This is a genomic window from Cutibacterium equinum, from assembly GCF_028021195.1.
Taxonomy (GTDB): Bacteria; Actinomycetota; Actinomycetes; order Propionibacteriales; family Propionibacteriaceae; genus Cutibacterium; species Cutibacterium equinum.
The window spans coordinates 1,102,735-1,117,733 of sequence record NZ_CP115668.1 but is presented as its reverse complement, the minus strand read 5'-3'; the positions used below and the strand labels follow the sequence as shown (position 1 = coordinate 1,117,733).

Genomic DNA, 14,999 nt, shown 5'->3' with positions numbered 1-14,999 from the left:
TCCCTCCACCAGCAGTGAGCACCCACCGAACCTGGCGGCCTCACATAGACTTGACGTATGTCGTCACAGACCTTGACAAAGACCTGGAAGTCGCTTGCATGGATTCCCCTCACGAAGGGAATCCTCGCGATCATCGCCGCACTGGTGGCCGTGGTGTGGTCCCACCAGACCATGGAAGTTCTCGTGGTGATCGTTGGTATCTACGCCATCGTCGACTCCGTCATGACCCTCATCAATGCTCTGGCCCTTCACGGCATGGCAGGGACCAGGTTCATGTGGGCCTGGGGCATCATCGGCATCATCGTTGGCCTCGTCCTCGCCATCCATCCCGGGTTCTCGCTCCACATCATCGCCATCCTCATCGGGGCATGGATGGTGTTCCTCGGCGTCGCGGCAGTCACTTTTGCCCTACCGATGAGGTTCGTCACGCAGAAAGCCTGGAGTTGGATGCTCGTCGGCGGCATCGCACTGTTCGTACTGGGCATCGTCGTCCTGGTCCACCCTGGATTCGGTGTCGTGGCCATGAGCTGGCTGTTGGCCATCGGTGTCCTGGTCTACGGCCTCGCCAACATCGCCATCGCCGTGGGTGTGCACAAGATCACGAACACCATCTCCTCGGCCGTGCGTCGTGACCCGCGCAACACCGTCATCGAGGGGCAGGTCGTCGATTCCCCTGAGGGCTCGCAGGAGACCTCACCCCACCGTGAACTCAAATGAGGCCTGAGCGTACAGCGGTTCGGTGACTCTCGTCGTCCTTGTCCGCCGTGCCGAGCTCGTCATCCAGACGATCATCCAGGCCACGAGCCCTGCGCTGGGAGGCCAGGTAGGCCCACCACACGGAGGCCGCGATGAGCCCGAGGAAGAAAGCAGCTCCTCCGAAGGCTCCCAGGACAAAACGCGGATCGCTCTGGCTGGTTGCCGTGAGACCGACGACGTCAAGCACGACGAAAAGCGCGACGCACACCCACGTCAGCACCTTGGCGCGGTGAATAGCTGAATCGAGATCCTGCTGGTCATCGTTCATTGCAGCAGTCTCCTCCCCTCCGGCCCCTCCTGTCGAACTCACAGGAGGGCGGGTCGGCCAGCTCAGAGCATCGTCTGAAAATCAGACGGCTTGGCAGGATTCGGCAGACTCACTCCTCCTGAGTAGCCGGGCGGGCGCCGTGCCCATCACCCTTGCCGTGGCGACGCTGCAGGATGACCAGGATGACGACCGCGCCAGTGAAGGCCACCAGGGCAGTGACGTCGTTGAGCCGCCATGCTCCCACGTGGTGGGCCGGATCAATGCGCAATCGCTCCACCCAAAAGCGACCAAAGGTGTAGACCGCGACGTAGAGGGTGAACAAACGGCCGTGGTCGAACTTCCAACGCCGATCCACCCAGACCAGGAACGCCGCCCCGGCCAAGCTCCACAGCAATTCGTACAAGAAGGTGGGGTGAAAGGTTGCGTACTGCACGTAGCCCGCCGGTCGATGGGCGGGGTCGATTTCAAGCCCCCAGGGCAGAGTGGTCGGGCGGCCAAAGAGCTCCTGGTTGAACCAGTTCCCAAGACGTCCGATGGCCTGAGCGGCCAGGATGCCCGGCGCCAAGGAGTCGGCCACCGGGGCGAAGGAGATTCCCCTGTGGCGGCAGTACAGCCAGACGGCCAAGCCTCCCAGCGCGATGGCACCCCAGATACCGAGGCCACCCTCCCAGATGTAGAAGCTGTGGTACCAGACTCGGCCGGGACCAAAATAGAGCTGATGGTCAGTGATGACGTGGTACGCACGTCCACCGATGATGCCGGCGATGACGGCGAGGGCACACAACTCCTCGAAGTGCTCCTGCTTGCCACCTCGAGACAGGTAGCGACGCTCACCGCTGATGAAGGCGATGACGATTCCAGTCAGAATGCACAGGGCGTAAATGTGAATCGTCACGGGTCCGAGGTGAAAGGCCTCGATCGACGGACTGGGGATCGACAGCTGGTTCACGGCAGCCTCACCCGGCGCACTCCGGACGTGCGGTCCGAGACGGTGATGCCGTCAGCGAGGGAATCGATGGACCCCATTCAGCGGGCCTCGCCGTGGTCGTGAGCCATGGCGCGCATCACCAGGGTGACGACACCGCCGAGAACCACGACCGCAGCGCCAACGATGCAGGTGATCCAACTGGGGCCAGCCATGGCGCCCACCGCGGCAATGATGAAGCCAATGAGGGCGACGATCGAACCTGCCCAGTTCGCGGGGGTCCCGCCGTGCTTGTACTGACGAGTGGCGCGATCAGCGCTCATGGTGTTCCCTCCGGTGGTCAGGCGCGGGGTGTTCCACGCAACTGGTCGATGATGCAGGTGGGCGTCCCGAGGTGGGCCGGAATGCCGTCTGATACCCGCAACGCGGCGCATCCGGGGACAATTCTACCCTGATTGGCCGTCGGTGCGGGCTTGGCGACGATGGGGCGAGCCGTTGCCATCCATGTGGGCCGACTCGTCACACCGCGATGTCGACGGTTCGAGCTCTGCCGGCTCGGGTTGTGCCGGCGACGGAGCCTCCCGCCGCGTCTGGGAATCGGCCAGGGTGGGGTCCTCCCCCCTGTCCAAGGCATCCCACGCTGATCTCGAGTCACCGACCAGATCTCCATCACGACGGGCCGAACGGCTGGGCCAACGATCGGCGAGGACAGCCAGCCCGCACCCGGTGACCATCGTCAGGGCACCGGCCGCCAGGCACACCCATGGCCACGGGGTGACGGTCATCTGCGCTGCTCCTGGGTCAACGCCCTTGGCAGCCCACTGGCGGGCCGATGCGGTGCGGTGGGTGAGCACGACAGCCACGATCCCGGCCCCGACCAGGGCCTGCACGATGCCGGTCACACGGCGTCCAACCGTCTTGACGACAAGCAGCAGGGCTGCCGTGATGACAAGCATGAGGGCAGTGGCCGTGATCAGCCCGCCCGTGATGTCAGCTCCCGTCAATCCGATTCCGGCACGCTGGATCCAAGTCCGCGTGGAAGCGACACTCACGAGGAGGGCAGCCAGGATCGGGGAGGCCACGAGGACCACCCGCCACACAGGTGGCAGCGCCGTCCTCACCGTGCGTCCGTCCAGACGAGTTCGCAGCTGGGCTCCAAAACTGTGACCTCGATCATCGCTGAACCTCCTCGTCAAGCAGCACATCGGCGTCGAAACAAGTACGGTTCCCGGTATGGCAGGCTGGACCGACCTGGTCGACGCGAAGAAGCAGGGTGTCACCGTCACAGTCGAGGTGGACCGAGCGCACATGCTGGGTATGTCCCGAGGTCTCCCCCTTGACCCAGTACTGTTGCCGCGACCGCGACCAATAGGTCGCACGCCGGGTGGCCAAGGTACGAGCCAGAGCCACATCGTCCATCCAGGCCATCATGAGGACCTCTCCGGTGGTGGCCTCCTGGACCACAGCCGGCACGAGGCCGGCCTCATTGCGTCGTAGGCGCGCCGCGATGCCGGGGTCGAGAGTAGGTTCTTCGGTCAGCACGGGCCCCATTGAACACCGCTCCACCGACACTTGGAGTTCTCACCGTGTTCCGGATCGGTGCTGGCAAGATGGATTCCACAGCTCGAAGGAGGACCTCAATGTCTTTGGCCCGAGACGAACGAGCAGGCCTGGCTGCAGATCTGTTACGACTTGGCCCCGACGCACCGACTCTGTGCGAGGGGTGGAGCGCCCGAGATCTGCTCACCCACATGCTGCTGCGCGAGAATGACCCGTTGGCCATCCCCGGCATGGCCGTCAGTGTCTTCGATGCCCTCACCCAGGCCCGCGCCGACAAAGTGGAGGCTTCGGGATCCTTCGAGGATCTGGTGGTACGGTTCGCCCACGGACCGGATCGTTTCTCGGTCTTTCGTGTTCCGGGGATGGACGCTGCCGCCAACTCGATGGAGTATTTCATCCACCACGAGGATCTGCTACGAGCCCAGCCCGACTGGCGCCCCCGACCATTGGGCCACCGCGTTGAACTTCAGCTGGCGGGGATCATCCGGAAGTACGGTCGTGCCCTGGCTCGTCGCTCCCCCGTGGGCGTGCGCGTCGAGATGACGGCAGTGGCAGGCCCCCTCACCCTGCATCCCGGTGACCGCATCGTCACCATCGTCGGCAAGCCCTCGGAAATCCTCCTCCTGCTGACCGGGCGCACCTCGGTCGCCCAGGTCGACGTGCTGGGCGAGCCCGAGACCGTTGCCGAGTTCCTGCGCTCCGACCACTCGTTGTGAGGGCCGGAGCGCAGAAAGCTGACTGGGCGAGTCAGGAGAGCTTGTCGAGGATGAGTTCCCTGACACGCTTGGCGTCTGCCTGTCCCTTCATGGCCTTCATGACCTGACCGATGAGGGCACCGGCCGCCTGGACCTTGCCACCGCGAATCTTCTCGGCAATCTGCGGGTTGGCAGCGATGACCTCGTCAACGGCCGCACCGAGGGCACCATCATCGGTGACGACAGCCAGCCCGCGTCCATCGACCACCTGCTGGGGATCTCCCTCACCGGCGATGACACCGTCAATGACCTGGCGAGCCAGCTTGTCGGTGAGAGTGCCGTCATCGACGAGTTTCTGCAGTTGGGCGACCTGGGTTGGGGTCATGCCGACCTCGGACAAGTCCACCGCGTTCTCGTTGGCCCGACGAGACAGTTCGGTGAGCCACCACTTGCGTGCGGCAGCGGGCTGGCAGCCCGCGTCGACGGTTTCGGCCAACAGGTCGAGGGCACCAGCGTTGACAACTGCGGTCATCTCCAGCTCGCTGAACTGCCACTGGGAGGCCAGACGAGCCTTCTTGGCCGCTGGCAGCTCCGGAAGCCCGGCGCGCAGTTGCTCCACCCATTCTCCCGACGGCGCGATCGGCACCAGGTCAGGCTCGGGGAAGTAGCGGTAATCCTCGGCGTCGGACTTGTCGCGTCCGGCGATGGTGTACTCACCGCTCTCCTGCCACATTCGGGTCTGCTGACGGACCTTGCCACCCTCGGCCAGCACGAACCCCTGACGCTGAATCTCGTAGGTCAGGGCTCCTTCGACCGATCGCAGCGAGTTGACGTTCTTGGTCTCGGTACGAGTACCCAGGGTGTCACTGCCACGAGGCATGAGGGACACGTTGGCGTCACATCGTAGGTTGCCTCGCTCCATCTTCGCCTCGGAGACGCCCAAGGCGACCATGATGTCGCGCAGCTGTGCCATGTAGGCCCGTGCCACCTGGGGAGCCTTGGCCCCCAGACCACGAATGGGCTTGGTGACGATCTCGATGAGCGGGACTCCGGCACGGTTGTAGTCCATGAGGGAGTGACTGGCACCAGAAATTCGTCCGTCGGAGCCGCCGACGTGCAGGGACTTTCCGGCGTCCTCCTCCATGTGAGCACGCTCGATGTCGACACGGAAGACCTCGCCGTCGACCTCGACGTCCAGCCAACCGTCGTAGCAGATTGGCTCGTCGTATTGGGAGGTCTGGTAATTCTTCGTCATGTCCGGGTAGAAGTAATTCTTCCGGGCCATGCGGCACCACTCAGCGATCTTGCAGTTGAGGGCCAGGCCAATGCGAATCGCTGACTCGACGGCATGGCCGTTGATGGCCGGCATCGATCCGGGAAGACCCAAGCACACCGGGCAGACGTTGGTGTTGGGATCCTTCTCGGTGTCGGTGGAACACCCGCAGAACATCTTGGTCGCCGTCGACAGCTCAACATGGACCTCGAGTCCAATGACCGGCTCGTAGTCGGCCATGACCTCGTCATAGGACAACAGTTCGTCAGTCATCATGTCCCCTCAGCTCGGGAGCCTGCGCCAGCAGCGGGCCACCCCACTTCTCGTTCAGCAGCCGCTCCAGGGCCGCACCGACCCGGTAGACGCGGTCGTCGGCCATGATCGGGGCCATCACCTGCATACCGACGGGCATACCGTCGGTCTCTGACAGGCCGATGGGGAAGGACCCCGCAGGGCTGCCAGCCATGTTGGCCGGGATGGTGCACAGGTCACAGCGGTACATCGCCATCGGGTCGGCCGTGCGCTCCCCCAGCCGGAAGGCCGTCGTCGGGGTGGCCGGGGAGACCAGGACGTCACAGGACTGCCAAGCCTTCTCGAAGTCACGCTGGATGAGGGTGCGAACCTTCTGGGCCGAGCCGTAGTAGGCGTCGTAGTAGCCGGCCGACAACGCATAGGTGCCCAAGATGATGCGACGCTTGGCCTCGGCACCGAATCCGGCACCTCGGGTGGCACGCATGACCTGCTCGGCGGAGTGTTCACCGTCATCGTCGACGCGCAGTCCGTAACGCATGGCGTCGTAGCGGGCCAGGTTGCTGGACAACTCAGCGGGCTGGATGAGGTAGTAGGCAGGCAGGGCCAGATCGAAGTGGGGGCAGGAAACCTCGACGATCTGCGCACCGGCCGCCGTCAGCATCTCGACGGCCTCGTTGAACCGTGCCTCAACCTGCGGGTCGTACCCCTCACCGGCGAATTCGGTGACCACGCCAATCTTCATGCCGGCAACATCCGGCTGGTTGGCAGCCTCGACGATGGCCGGGGTGGGCTGGTCGATGGTCGTCTGGTCCATCGGGTCATGACCGGCCATGACCTGATGCAGCAGGGCAGCGTCGAGGACGGTGCGAGCACAAGGCCCAGGAGTGTCCAGGGAGGAGGCCATGGCGATGACGCCGTAGCGCGACGTCGACCCATACGTCGGCTTGATACCGACGGTGCCGGTCACGGCACCGGGCTGACGGATGGATCCGCCGGTGTCGGTACCCAGAGCCAACGGCGACTCGAAAGAAGCCAGACTGGCCGACGACCCACCACCCGAACCGCCGGGTATGCGATCAAGATCCCACGGGTTGTGGGTGGGACCGAACGCAGAGGTCTCGGTCGAGGAACCCATGGCGAACTCATCCAGATTCGTCTTGCCCAGGATCACCATGCCGGCGTCCTTGCACCGGCTGACGATGGTCGAGTTGTAGGGCGGGACCCATCCCTCCAGCATTCGGGAGGAGGCCGTGGTGGCCAGCCCCTTGGTGCAGAAGAGGTCCTTGACGGCCAGCGGCACACCGGCCAGCGGACCGAGCTTCTCACCGCTGGCGATGCGGGAGTCGATGCGTCGGGCGGCTTCCACAGCCCCGTCGTGGTCAACCAGCAGGAAGGCATGGACGTCACCGTCGACCTCGTTGATGCGCTCCAGGTGAGCCTGGGTGACCTCCTCACTGGATATCTGCCGGGACGCGATGCGGGCACCAAGTTCGGCGGCGGTCAGGGTCAACAGCTCGTTCACTGTGCCTCCTCGTCCAAGATGCGTGGCACGCGGAAGCGTTGGTCCTCGCTGCGAGGGGCCATGGCCAGGGCGTCATCAGCCGACATCGACTCCTTGATGACGTCCTCGCGGAAGACGTTGGACAGCGGAAGAGCGTGCGAGGTGGGTGGCACGTCGTCGGTGGCGACGGCTGACACTGCGGCCACGGCGTCGAGAATCGCGTCAAGCTGAGCAGCCAGATACGTGGTCTCGTCGTCAGTGAGGTCGATGCGTGCCAGGCCGGCCAGCCGGACGACGTCATCCGGCGTGAGGGCCACGATGAATCTCCTGGTTGACGGCATGGGGGCGGGAACGCCCGCGAACCATCCTAGGACCACTGGCAGACATGACCGCCAGATGACCACCTCGGCGCTGCTGATGACCCGACCGACGACGGGTCGAGTTTGGGATCTTCGGATGGACCCGCAACAATGAGTGAGTGCTCGTGATCCGTATTCAGCTGCCAGACACACCAGGCTCCTTGGGCTCGGTGGCGACAGCCATGGGCACTGCCGATGCCGACATATCCGCGATCGAGATTGTCGAACAAGGCGATGACTACGTCATTGACGACTTCATGCTGACCCTTCCTCCCACCACGATGCCTGACACCCTGGTATCGGCCTGCGACATGCTCGACGGCGTTCATGTGCTGTGGCTGAGCAGGCATCAGGAGAATTGGAGTATCGAGTCCGACATCTCAGCCTTGAACCGGATGTCCGCGGATCCGCAGCATTCCGCTGAAATTCTGTGCGGCGCCGTCCCGGTCGTCTTCCACACTCAGTGGTCGGCACTCTTTGATGCCGATGAGCAGGTCATCATTTCGACTGCTCTGGCTCCTGAATTCACCCCTGAGGGCATCGCACGTCTGACACCGATGGATTGCTGCCACGTCGCCGAACTCGAGGCCGGCTGGATGCCTGGCTGGGGTGACACCATCATCGCCGCTGTCCCACTGTCGGGGGGACGTTGCCTGGTGGCCGGACGTCAGGGCGGCCCGGAATTCCTACCCTCAGAGCTCAACCGGCTGCAACACATGGCCGCTTTGGCCAATTGATGCCACATGGGGGTCGTTGTGACCTGGCAGTTCTGGTACCAGGTCGTGTCAGCCTTCGCATTCGGCGTGGCTTCCAGCTTGGTACCGGTGCTCAATTCGGAGTTGTTCATCGTCGGTGCCCTGGGATCCAAACTCCTGGGCCCGCTGTCTGTCTCCCTGGGGCTTGCTCTGGGCCACGGCGTCGGCAAGCAGATCATGTTCGTCGGTATTCGGCGCGGGTCACAATCACGATGGGTCGCGCGTAAGGAGCCCAAACCGGTCCCGCAAGGATCCTGGCGGTGGCGACTACGGCGATGGAATGAGAAGGCTGCCCACCTGGTCGAGACACCGCGATGGGGAATGCCGCTGCTGTTCTTCTCGGCGGCCACAGGCATCCCGCCGGTCTACCTCGTCGTCATCTACGCGGCGACGACCAAGATGGACTTCTGGCGGTTCTCGCTGTGGGTCACCATTGGGTTCTTCATCCGGTGTTACGCCTTGGCCCTGGCTACCCAGTATGGCTTCCATCTCATCATCTGACACGTCCGAGGAGGCCTTTCGCGGGCGTCGGCCCTGCCAGGTCCAGCCTCACCCACCCAGGACGAGGATGCGGAAGAAGTAATACCCCACTGCCACCAGCGCCGCGAGAGCGAGCAGGAAGACGATGGGCGCGAGGACTCGTTGCACGTTCTTGCGCCTCGTGGTCGGGACGCCAGCCGGAGCCCACTGTTTCTCACCGACACGCGGTCGAGTGCGCGGGGGTGTCTGGGCATCCAGGTTGAGATTGGTGAAGAAACCCACGATCGGAACCCTACCTGCTCAGCCTGCCCGGTTCAGTTGCTCATCGACGAGGTCCCCCGCCCGTCTCACCGTCCGGCATACCTCGGCAGCCGCCTGACGAGACCAGCCGGCCAGCCCGCAGGCAGGAGTCAGGACACCTGCCGTGAGAAGAGAGGGGTCCACCTGTATGCATCGTGCCAGCCACAACACCTTGTCGATGAGGCGATCCACCGGGGGCACCTGATCGACCTGCATAGTGTCGACGACTCCCAACCCAAGCTGTCCGCCTGATTCCACCCATTGCGCGGCGCCATCCAATGACATCGCGTCGGTGATCTCACACCACATCGTGGTGAATCCGGCTTTATGAGCCGCCTCCCATGGGATGGAAGAGCCGCAGCAGTGCAGTCCCACCGGGATTTCCCCGCATCCACCGATCACCGTCTGCCAGTGCCGTGTCGCTGTGGCGGCCTCCATCGCGGGGTGGCGATAAAGGCCCGACTGGGTAGGGACGGAGCCCGACAGCACAGCGGGAGCCGCGGGCTCGTCGAACTGCATCCGCCACGTCACCCGTGGCATCCGGCGACGCAGTTCGGCCAACAGTTGGCTGATACCCTCCGCCAGACTGGCCGTGACGTCGTTGAGCGCCGAGGAATCCGCAAGAATCGACTCTCCCGCGCGCAGGTGCAGGCCCGTCGCTAGTGTTAGCGGACCAGTCAGCGAGATCTTGACGGTGGCCTCCTGATCGGCCAGCACTTCCTCGAGGTCGTCGAGGTCGCTACGCAAAAAGGATCGCGCGGAACGAGCGGCATGGTCGCTGGCGTCGGCCAGCCGCCATCCACCCGGGCCGTGATCGACCGGCAGATCGACGAGGAAGGCCGTTGTCCTGCCCACCATCTGGGCGCCGACCCCACGGGCTGGTAGCTCTGGCAGCGGAATGAGCTGGTCAAAAATCTCGGCCATCGCAGCCAGACTGCCACGCATGTCGGTGCCGGGCAGGGAACCAATGCCGCTGGCGATCACGCTGCCTGCTCCGCCGTCATTCCCGCCCGATCGGTACCGCAGATGGTTGCCGATCCGACGACGAGATCACCGTCGTAGCAGACCACCGCCTGACCGGGAGCGACTCCGCGCAACGGCTCCTGGACGTCCATCACCACGCCACCAGGAACCGTGGTGATCGTGGCGTCCACCGGGTCACCATGGGCCCTCACCTGAACCTGACCATGCCAGGTGGGGGCAGGCTCACCAGAACACCACACCGGACGGATGGCCTCGATGTGGCGCACGGTCAGCCCGTCGGCTCCTCCGACGATCACGGTGTTGGTCACCGGTTCGATGTCGAGGACATAGCGCGGCTTGCCGTCAGGGGCGGGGACCCCCAGCCGAAGGCCTCGTCGCTGGCCGATGGTGAAGTGGTGATACCCGTTGTGATGACCGACGAGGGCACCGGTCTCATCGCGGATCTGCCCGTCGGCGGAGCCGATCTTCTCCGACAGCCAGCCAGGAGTGTCCCCGTCCGGGATGAAACAAATGTCGTTGGAGTCAGGCTTGTCAGCCACCGACAGACCAAGCTCCGCCGCTTCGCGTCGCACATCGGTCTTGAGGGAGCCCCCGAGCGGGAACAGCGAATGGGACAACTGATCCTGGTTGAGGACCGCCAACACATAGGACTGATCCTTGCCCGGATCGACCGACCGGTACAGCTTCGTCACGCCATCGACGGCCTCGGTTCGGGCGTAGTGACCGGTGGCAACAGCGTCATATCCCAGGTCGAGTCCGCGTTCCAGCAGGGCTGCGAACTTGATCCTCTCGTTGCATCGCAGGCAGGGATTGGGAGTTCGACCTGCCTGGTACTCGGCGATGAAGGGGTCAATGACCTCCTCGGCGAACCGGTCGGAGAAGTCCCACACGTAGAACGGGATTCCCAGCCTGTCCGCAGCCCGTCGGGCGTCAAAGGAGTCCTCCAGGGAGCAGCATCCTCGCGACCCTTCCCGATGGGAGCGCGGGTTACGCGACAGTGCCAGATGCACACCCGTGACGTCATGGCCTGCCGCGACGAGACGGGCGGCAGCGACGGCGGAGTCGACTCCTCCCGACATGGCAGCGAGAACCTTCACAATGCTTCCTCTCCGTGGACGTGCAGGGGCGGATCAATGGTCGGGACGAGACCCGGCGCGATGTCGATGATAAGGGTTGACGCCGACTCATCGCGCCCCACTGGCCTGAGCGATGACCGCCGGCAGGACAGCGAGCAGCCGGTCGACATCGGCCTGGGTGGTGGTGTACCCCATCGAGATCCTCACTCCCGAGGAGGCTTCCACGTCGGAGCGTCCCATGGCCAGCATCGTCGGCGAGGGTCGAGAAACCCCGGCATGACATGCCGATCCTGCCGACAGATCCACCCCGTCACGGTCGGCGAGGGTGACGATGTCGGTTCCTCGTGCCCGGTCCACGCTGAGGTGGATGATCGTGGGGCTTGTCGTGGCAGCATCGTCCACGCTGACCCCAGGAATGAGTCGGCACGACTCGACGATGCGTTCCCGCCAAACCTGCCATTGCGCCGTCTGCTCATCGAACTGTGCGATGCAGGCACGCAGAGCCGCCGCGAAACCGCGAGCCAGCGCGACCGGCTGGGTACCGGAGCGAATCGCGAACTGCTGCCCGCCTCCCGGCGAGACTGGGTGCACCTCGACTCCCCTGCGAATCCACAGGGCACCGATCCCCACCGGTCCACCAATCTTGTGGGCGGAGAATGATGCCAGGTCCACTCCCCACCCATCAAGGTCGACCGGGATGTGGCCGAGGGCCTGGACGGCGTCGGTGTGCATGAGAGCCCCGGCCTCATGGGCCTTCTCAGCGATCTGGGGGACGGGTTGGCATGCGCCGGTCTCGTTGTTGACGGTCATGACCGACACGACGTCGAGGTCCTTGCTCAGCGGGCTCACGGCAATCGAGTCAGGGTCCACAATTCCGGTCTGGTCAACGGGAAGCACCCCCGCTCGTGTGCCCAGGAGCCACGGCGAGGTGACCGTGCCGACAGCGGGATGCTCGACCGCCGAGATGAGTGCGTGGCCGTGGCGCACCGCTCCCATGACACCCACCATGTCGGCCTCTGTTCCCCCGCTGGTGAGCACAACCTCCAGCGGAGCGACACCGAGCAGACTGGCGATCTCTTCTCGCGCATCCTCCAACAAAGCTCGCGCGGCACGCCCTGAACCGTGGATGGCGCCAGGGTTCCCGGGCACTGGTTCGCTCATCGCGGCCAAGGCTTCAGGGCGCAGCGGGGAGGTCGCCGCGTGGTCGAAGTAGGCACGACCGTGACGTCGTGACCCGAGTTGTGATTGCGACATACCGATCCTTCCTGGCGACTCCTCGACGCTACTGCTGATGGGGCGGGCATGGAATTGAGCGTTGGCGACGTGGGCATCGCCGCTGGTGGGGACACTGCGGCCGATTCAAGCTAGTATTATGCGTCGGTTCACTGACGTTCCGGCCATGATCCCCGACGAAAGGCCCTATTGTGACCGACATCAACACGGCGCCATTCGACACCAGTGCGCTTGGCTCCACCCTCGTTGACGGTGGCTGTCGTTTCGGGTTGTGGGCGCCACGGGCAGAGCGTGTCGAGCTGGCACTCGTGGCAGATGACAGGTCACAGGTCAATCACGACATGACCGTCGACGAGCACGGGGTGTGGACCATCGTGGTCCCCGACATCTCGGCAGGCCAGCGCTACGGCTTCCGAGTCCACGGACCCTGGGATCCCGATCGCGGTATGAGGTTCAACCCCGCCAAGCTGCTGCTTGACCCCTACGCCAAGGCCGTCACGGCAGGTGTCGACTACCACGGGCCAATCATGGATCACACCCCGGAGTCCAACTACGAGCCCGACCCTGCTGACGACGCGACGTCGGTCCCGTTGGCCGTGGTCATCGAGGATTCCGAGCCGCCCAAGCCCATCGCTCGTCGTCGTGACATGAGCGAGTCGGTCATCTACGAGACTCACGTCAAGGGCTACACCCGCCAGCATCCTCTGGTCCCCGAGCATCTGCGCGGCACTTACGCCGGTTTGGCCTACCCGGCCGTCATCGAGCACCTCACATCCATCGGCGTCACTGCCATCGAGTTGCTGCCCATCCAGCAGTTCGTCTCCGAGCCCTTCGTCGTGGGACGTGGCCTGTCGAATTATTGGGGTTACAACACCCTGGGGTTCTTCGCCCCTCATGCCGCTTACTGCTCGGTGGGTTCCATGGGCGCCCAGGTGCGCGAGTTCAAGGAGATGGTGACGGCTTTCCACGAGGCCGGCATCGAGGTCATCCTCGACGTCGTCTACAACCACACTGGCGAAGGTGGCCACGAAGGGCCGACGCTGTCGTTCCGTGGCATCGATCACGAGTCGTACTATCGGCTCAACAATGACCATCGCAACGATTATGACGTCACCGGCTGTGGCAACTCGGTCGACACCTCCCATCCGGAAGTCCTCGCCCTGGTCCTCGACTCGCTGCGGTACTGGGTCACCGAGATGGGTGTTGACGGTTTCCGCTACGACCTGGCGACCACCCTCATCCGCGATGAGTCCCACGGGGTCGACCAAAACCATCCCTTCAAGCAGGCCCTCCTCGACGATCCGGTCCTCAACAAGGTCAAGCACATCGCCGAACCGTGGGATCTGGGCCCTTACGGCTACCAGGTCGGCGCATGGGGACCCCATTGGAGCGAGTGGAACGACCGCTTCCGCGACTACGTCCGCGATTTCTGGCGCGGTGCGGTCTGCGGTGTCGAGGAACTGGCCACCCGACTGTGCGGATCCCCGGACCTCTATGGTCAGCCGACCTCGAGTGTCAACTTCATCACCGCTCACGACGGCTTCACCATGCGTGACCTCGTGACCTACGACATGAAGCACAACCAGGACAACGGCGAGGACAATCACGACGGGGCCAACGACAACCGCTCCTGGAACTGTGGCTGGGAGGGTGAGACGACTGACCAGGCCATCATCATGTTGCGTCATCGTCAGGTCCGAAACTTCGTCGCCACCTTGCTGCTGGCCACCGGTGTACCGATGATCACCGCCGGGGACGAGATGGGTCGTACCCAGCAGGGCAACAACAACGCCTACTGCCAGGACTCCCCCATCTCGTGGATGGACTGGGAGGACGCCGAGGCCTGGTCCGACGTCACCGATCTGGTCGCCACCCTGACCACCCTGCGCCGTGAGCACCCTGCCCTTCGCCCGTCGATCTATCGCCACCATGACCCGGTTGGTCCCGCAACCAATGCGCGTACCCGAGTCGACCTGGCCTGGTTCTCCGGTCACGGTGGTGAGATGGTCACCGACGACTGGCATGACGAGAGCCGTCGCACCCTGGGCATGTACACCAGTGACGCCGACGAGGCCTTCCTCATCTGGTTCCATGCCGACGATCACCCGACCGAGATCATCTTGCCCAGCCCACGCTGGGGCCAGTCCTGGCAGGTCGTGGCCTCGACGACTCTGCCCGGTGAACTCCCCGACGAGCCGGTCCCCGCCGGGCTGTCGATCACCCTGCCCAGCAGGTGCGTCGTCGTCATGGGAGCCTCATTGGCCAACGACAAGGGCTGATCCCAGAACTCAGTTACGCGCCAAGCGCACGTGCGGCGGGTGAGCCGAGCGGCTCATCGGTGATTCCGTGGGCACTGGTGCGCCCCAGACACACCCATTTCGCGGCCGGGCACACTGTGCCAGCGTGGGCGCCACGGATTCGCGATGAGATTGCCCCGCGACGCTGGTGAGAATCATGACGGCCGTGAACCGGCCACGGTAGCCTGTGATCCGTGTGGAGGATCACCAGACGAGACCGCAGGCAAGACGAGAACGGCGCCGATGACCAGGACGTGCAGATGAGGCCCCCTGCACCGCAACCCT

Annotated in this window: 17 protein-coding genes; 5 read left to right on the top strand and 12 right to left on the bottom strand. The window is 64.3% G+C overall.

What is annotated here, in order from left to right; genetic code table 11:
- Positions 1-57: 57 nt before the first annotated feature.
- Positions 58-717: an HdeD family acid-resistance protein gene (locus O6R08_RS05120; RefSeq protein WP_271419019.1), complete on the top strand. Its 660-nt coding sequence runs from the start codon at positions 58-60 to the stop codon at positions 715-717.
- Here O6R08_RS05120 and O6R08_RS05115 read toward each other — a convergent pair.
- The 5 genes from O6R08_RS05115 to hisI all read right to left on the bottom strand — a co-directional run bounded on the left by O6R08_RS05115 (position 710) and on the right by hisI (position 3,500).
- Positions 710-1,024, bottom strand: a complete 315-nt coding sequence (locus tag O6R08_RS05115) for a hypothetical protein (protein ID WP_271419018.1) — start codon at positions 1,022-1,024, stop codon at positions 710-712. The two genes, O6R08_RS05120 and O6R08_RS05115, sit on opposite strands and share 8 nt — an antisense overlap.
- Before the next feature lie 109 nt (positions 1,025-1,133).
- Entirely contained in the window at positions 1,134-1,973 is an 840-nt protein-coding gene (gene lgt, locus O6R08_RS05110; RefSeq protein WP_271419017.1) for a prolipoprotein diacylglyceryl transferase, read from the bottom strand.
- Between the two features lie 77 nt (positions 1,974-2,050).
- A complete protein-coding gene (locus O6R08_RS05105; RefSeq protein WP_271419016.1) occupies positions 2,051-2,272 on the bottom strand; it encodes an HGxxPAAW family protein in 222 nt (73 codons plus the stop codon).
- 123 nt (positions 2,273-2,395) lie between these two features.
- Positions 2,396-3,019, bottom strand: a complete 624-nt coding sequence (locus O6R08_RS05100) for a Trp biosynthesis-associated membrane protein (protein WP_271419260.1) — start codon at positions 3,017-3,019, stop codon at positions 2,396-2,398.
- A 103-nt stretch (positions 3,020-3,122) separates the two neighbouring features.
- Positions 3,123-3,500 carry a phosphoribosyl-AMP cyclohydrolase gene (gene hisI / locus O6R08_RS05095; protein ID WP_271419015.1) on the bottom strand — a complete coding sequence of 126 codons (378 nt, stop codon included), beginning with the start codon at positions 3,498-3,500 and terminating at the stop codon, positions 3,123-3,125.
- Positions 3,501-3,589: 89 nt separating this feature from the next.
- On the opposite strand from hisI, the gene O6R08_RS05090 reads away from it, so the two are divergent.
- The gene (locus tag O6R08_RS05090; RefSeq protein ID WP_271419014.1) at positions 3,590-4,225 is read left to right on the top strand and encodes a TIGR03085 family metal-binding protein; all 636 of its coding nucleotides are present in this window, start codon (positions 3,590-3,592) and stop codon (positions 4,223-4,225) included.
- A 31-nt stretch (positions 4,226-4,256) separates the two neighbouring features.
- On the opposite strand, the gene gatB is transcribed toward O6R08_RS05090, so the two are convergent.
- Genes gatB through gatC form a run of 3 tightly spaced genes read right to left on the bottom strand, consistent with a single transcriptional unit; the run spans position 4,257 to position 7,571 of the window.
- Positions 4,257-5,750, bottom strand: a complete 1,494-nt coding sequence (gatB, locus tag O6R08_RS05085) for an Asp-tRNA(Asn)/Glu-tRNA(Gln) amidotransferase subunit GatB (RefSeq protein WP_271419013.1) — start codon at positions 5,748-5,750, stop codon at positions 4,257-4,259.
- Positions 5,743-7,251, bottom strand: coding sequence for an Asp-tRNA(Asn)/Glu-tRNA(Gln) amidotransferase subunit GatA (gene gatA, locus O6R08_RS05080; protein ID WP_271419012.1), 1,509 nt, complete (start codon positions 7,249-7,251; stop codon positions 5,743-5,745). Before gatA ends, gatB begins: the two co-directional genes overlap by 8 nt.
- The gene (gatC, locus tag O6R08_RS05075) at positions 7,248-7,571 is read right to left on the bottom strand and encodes an Asp-tRNA(Asn)/Glu-tRNA(Gln) amidotransferase subunit GatC (protein WP_271419011.1); all 324 of its coding nucleotides are present in this window, start codon (positions 7,569-7,571) and stop codon (positions 7,248-7,250) included. The genes gatA and gatC overlap by 4 nt, the downstream gene beginning before the upstream one ends.
- A 143-nt stretch (positions 7,572-7,714) precedes the next feature.
- Between gatC and O6R08_RS05070 the strand changes: the two genes are divergently transcribed.
- Together O6R08_RS05070 and O6R08_RS05065 are read left to right on the top strand one after the other, a co-directional pair.
- The gene (locus O6R08_RS05070; RefSeq protein ID WP_271419010.1) at positions 7,715-8,326 is read left to right on the top strand and encodes an ACT domain-containing protein; all 612 of its coding nucleotides are present in this window, start codon (positions 7,715-7,717) and stop codon (positions 8,324-8,326) included.
- A gap of 6 nt (positions 8,327-8,332) precedes the next feature.
- Positions 8,333-8,845: a VTT domain-containing protein gene (locus O6R08_RS05065; RefSeq protein WP_271419009.1), complete on the top strand. Its 513-nt coding sequence runs from the start codon at positions 8,333-8,335 to the stop codon at positions 8,843-8,845.
- Positions 8,846-8,893: 48 nt separating this feature from the next.
- Here O6R08_RS05065 and O6R08_RS05060 read toward each other — a convergent pair whose 3' ends face one another.
- The 4 genes from O6R08_RS05060 to O6R08_RS05045 form a co-directional block, all read right to left on the bottom strand.
- On the bottom strand, positions 8,894-9,106 hold the full coding sequence (locus O6R08_RS05060) for a hypothetical protein (protein ID WP_271419008.1): 213 nt from the start codon (positions 9,104-9,106) through the stop codon (positions 8,894-8,896).
- An 18-nt stretch (positions 9,107-9,124) separates the two neighbouring features.
- Positions 9,125-10,069 carry a methionine synthase gene (locus tag O6R08_RS05055; RefSeq protein WP_271419259.1) on the bottom strand — a complete coding sequence of 315 codons (945 nt, stop codon included), beginning with the start codon at positions 10,067-10,069 and terminating at the stop codon, positions 9,125-9,127.
- 35 nt (positions 10,070-10,104) lie between these two features.
- Positions 10,105-11,187 (bottom strand): tRNA 2-thiouridine(34) synthase MnmA, encoded by a 1,083-nt coding sequence (mnmA, locus tag O6R08_RS05050; RefSeq protein ID WP_271419258.1) that lies wholly within the window; start codon positions 11,185-11,187, stop codon positions 10,105-10,107.
- Between the two features lie 105 nt (positions 11,188-11,292).
- On the bottom strand, positions 11,293-12,438 hold the full coding sequence (locus O6R08_RS05045; RefSeq protein ID WP_271419007.1) for a cysteine desulfurase family protein: 1,146 nt from the start codon (positions 12,436-12,438) through the stop codon (positions 11,293-11,295).
- Positions 12,439-12,608: 170 nt separating this feature from the next.
- Between O6R08_RS05045 and glgX the strand changes: the two genes are divergently transcribed.
- Positions 12,609-14,696, top strand: coding sequence for a glycogen debranching protein GlgX (gene glgX / locus O6R08_RS05040; protein WP_271419006.1), 2,088 nt, complete (start codon positions 12,609-12,611; stop codon positions 14,694-14,696).
- Positions 14,697-14,999 lie beyond the last annotated feature (303 nt).

Coding starts and splice junctions, on each gene's coding strand:
- O6R08_RS05120 (WP_271419019.1), top strand. CDS start 58: ATGTCGTCACAGACCTTGACAAAGACCTGGAAGTCGCTTGCATGGATT.
- O6R08_RS05115 (WP_271419018.1), bottom strand. CDS start 1,024: ATGAACGATGACCAGCAGGATCTCGATTCAGCTATTCACCGCGCCAAG.
- O6R08_RS05105 (WP_271419016.1), bottom strand. CDS start 2,272: ATGAGCGCTGATCGCGCCACTCGTCAGTACAAGCACGGCGGGACCCCC.
- hisI (WP_271419015.1), bottom strand. CDS start 3,500: ATGGGGCCCGTGCTGACCGAAGAACCTACTCTCGACCCCGGCATCGCG.
- O6R08_RS05090 (WP_271419014.1), top strand. CDS start 3,590: ATGTCTTTGGCCCGAGACGAACGAGCAGGCCTGGCTGCAGATCTGTTA.
- gatB (WP_271419013.1), bottom strand. CDS start 5,750: ATGACTGACGAACTGTTGTCCTATGACGAGGTCATGGCCGACTACGAG.
- gatC (WP_271419011.1), bottom strand. CDS start 7,571: ATGCCGTCAACCAGGAGATTCATCGTGGCCCTCACGCCGGATGACGTC.
- O6R08_RS05065 (WP_271419009.1), top strand. CDS start 8,333: ATGGGGGTCGTTGTGACCTGGCAGTTCTGGTACCAGGTCGTGTCAGCC.
- O6R08_RS05055 (WP_271419259.1), bottom strand. CDS start 10,069: ATGCGTGGCAGTCTGGCTGCGATGGCCGAGATTTTTGACCAGCTCATT.
- mnmA (WP_271419258.1), bottom strand. CDS start 11,187: ATGTCGGGAGGAGTCGACTCCGCCGTCGCTGCCGCCCGTCTCGTCGCG.
- O6R08_RS05045 (WP_271419007.1), bottom strand. CDS start 12,438: ATGTCGCAATCACAACTCGGGTCACGACGTCACGGTCGTGCCTACTTC.